Annotated in this window: 2 rRNA genes; both read right to left on the bottom strand. The window is 54.1% G+C overall.

Going from position 1 to position 2,594, the window contains the following annotated elements:
* Positions 1-57: 57 nt before the first annotated feature.
* Positions 58-171: ribosomal RNA gene (gene rrf, locus ACDA63_RS20070) — 5S ribosomal RNA — on the bottom strand.
* 147 nt (positions 172-318) lie between these two features.
* Positions 319-2,594 (bottom strand): 23S ribosomal RNA (locus tag ACDA63_RS20065); the annotation flags it as partial.

Genomic DNA, 2,594 nt, shown 5'->3' with positions numbered 1-2,594 from the left:
ATCCAAAGACAAAGCCCCGATCAGCGGTGTCGCTGTCGGGGCTTTGCGGTATAGGTAGTCTGACGATGACCTACTTTCGCACGGGCAATCCGCACTATCATCGGCGCGACTTCGTTTCACGGTCCTGTTCGGGATGGGAAGGGGTGGGACCGAAGCGCTATGGTCGTCAGACTATGACTTGTCGGCGCGCTGCGATTGTGTTGGCAACGCACCCAAACTGGAAGGTAAAGAACAGATCAACTGTATTGGTTGTGATTGCGGTGCGAGTGATTCGCGCACTGCTTGGGTTGGCACCTTTCGGGTACCACTCAATGTTATAGGATCAAGCCTCACGGGCAATTAGTATCGGTTAGCTTAACGCATTACTGCGCTTCCACACCCGACCTATCAACGTCCTGGTCTTGAACGACCCTTCAGCAGGCTCAAGGCCTGAGGGAAGTCTCATCTTGAGGCGAGTTTCCCGCTTAGATGCTTTCAGCGGTTATCTCTTCCGCACTTAGCTACCCGGCGATGCGACTGGCGTCACAACCGGTACACCAGAGGTGCGTCCACTCCGGTCCTCTCGTACTAGGAGCAGGCCCCCTCAAACTTCCAACGCCCACGGCAGATAGGGACCAAACTGTCTCACGACGTTTTAAACCCAGCTCACGTACCACTTTAAATGGCGAACAGCCATACCCTTGGGACCGGCTACAGCCCCAGGATGTGATGAGCCGACATCGAGGTGCCAAACTCCGCCGTCGATGTGAACTCTTGGGCGGAATCAGCCTGTTATCCCCAGAGTACCTTTTATCCGTTGAGCGATGGCCCTTCCATACAGAACCACCGGATCACTATGTCCTGCTTTCGCACCTGCTCGACTTGTCGGTCTCGCAGTCAAGCCTCCTTTTGCCATTGCACTATCAGTACGATGTCCGACCGTACCTAGGAGACCTTCGAACTCCTCCGTTACCTTTTGGGAGGAGACCGCCCCAGTCAAACTGCCTACCATGCACGGTCCCCGATCAGGATTCACTGACCAAGGTTAGAACCTCAACGACACCAGGGTGGTATTTCAAGGACGGCTCCTGCGCAACTAGCGTCACGCACTCTTAGCCTCCCACCTATCCTACACAAGTCCCGTCAAAGTCCAATGCAAAGCTACAGTAAAGGTTCATGGGGTCTTTCCGTCTAGCCGCGGGGAGATTGCATCTTCACAAACATTTCAACTTCGCTGAGTCTCGGGAGGAGACAGTGTGGCCATCGTTACGCCATTCGTGCAGGTCGGAACTTACCCGACAAGGAATTTCGCTACCTTAGGACCGTTATAGTTACGGCCGCCGTTTACCGGGGCTTCGATCAAGAGCTTGCACCCCATCACTTAACCTTCCGGCACCGGGCAGGCGTCACACCCTATACGTCCACTTTCGTGTTTGCAGAGTGCTGTGTTTTTATTAAACAGTCGCAGCCACCGATTCTCTGCGGCCCCATCGCCCTTCGGATGTACTCCTACAAGCTACCGGGGCATACCTTCTCCCGAAGTTACGGTATCAATTTGCCGAGTTCCTTCTCCCGAGTTCTCTCAAGCGCCTTAGAATTTTCTTCCTGCCCACCTGTGTCGGTTTGCGGTACGGTCAATCTTTAACTGAAGCTTAGAGGCTTTTCCTGGAAGCAGGGTATCAACCACTTCGTGAGCACGCTCACTCGTCATCACACCTCAGCTAAGCCGCGCGGATTTGCCTACGCAGCACGCCTACATGCTTAAACCGGGACTTCCAACACCCGGCTGGCCTAACCTTCTCCGTCCCCCCATCGCATTAAAGATCGGTACAGGAATATTGACCTGTTTCCCATCGACTACGCATTTCTGCCTCGCCTTAGGGGCCGACTAACCCTACGCCGATGAACGTTGCGTAGGAAACCTTGGGCTTTCGGCGAGAGCGCTTTTCACGCTCTTTATCGCTACTCATGTCAGCATTCGCACTTGTGATACCTCCAGCAGGGTTCCCACCCCACCTTCGCAGGCTTACACAACGCTCCCCTACCACGCGTACAAAGTACGCATCCGCAGTTTCGGTTCATGGCTTGAGCCCCGTTACATCTTCCGCGCAGGACGACTCGACTAGTGAGCTATTACGCTTTCTTTAAAGGGTGGCTGCTTCTAAGCCAACCTCCTAGCTGTCTGGGCCTTCCCACTTCGTTTTCCACTTAGCCACGTATTTGGGACCTTAACTGGCGGTCTGGGTTGTTTCCCTCTTGACGATGGACGTTAGCACCCACCGTCTGTCTGCCGTATATCACTTTGCGGTATTCGGAGTTTGCTATCGCGGGGTAGATCGCAATGACCCCCCCAACGATTACAGTGCTCTACCCCCGCAAGTGTCCGTACGACGCACTACCTAAATAGTTTTCGGGGAGAACCAGCTATTTCCAGATTTGTTTAGCCTTTCACCCCTATCCACAGCTCATCCCCTAACTTTTCAACGTTAGTGGGTTCGGACCTCCAGCTGGTGTTACCCAACCTTCATCCTGGCCATGGATAGATCATCTGGTTTCGGGTCTACGCCGTGCGACTATGTCGCCCTTATCAGACTCGCTTTCGCTACGCCTCCCCT

Source organism: Uliginosibacterium sp. sgz301328, from assembly GCF_041807905.1.
Taxonomy (GTDB): Bacteria; Pseudomonadota; Gammaproteobacteria; order Burkholderiales; family Rhodocyclaceae; genus JBGVSA01.
The sequence above is the reverse complement of the archived record's forward strand: the minus strand, read 5'-3'. Positions and strand labels throughout refer to the sequence as shown.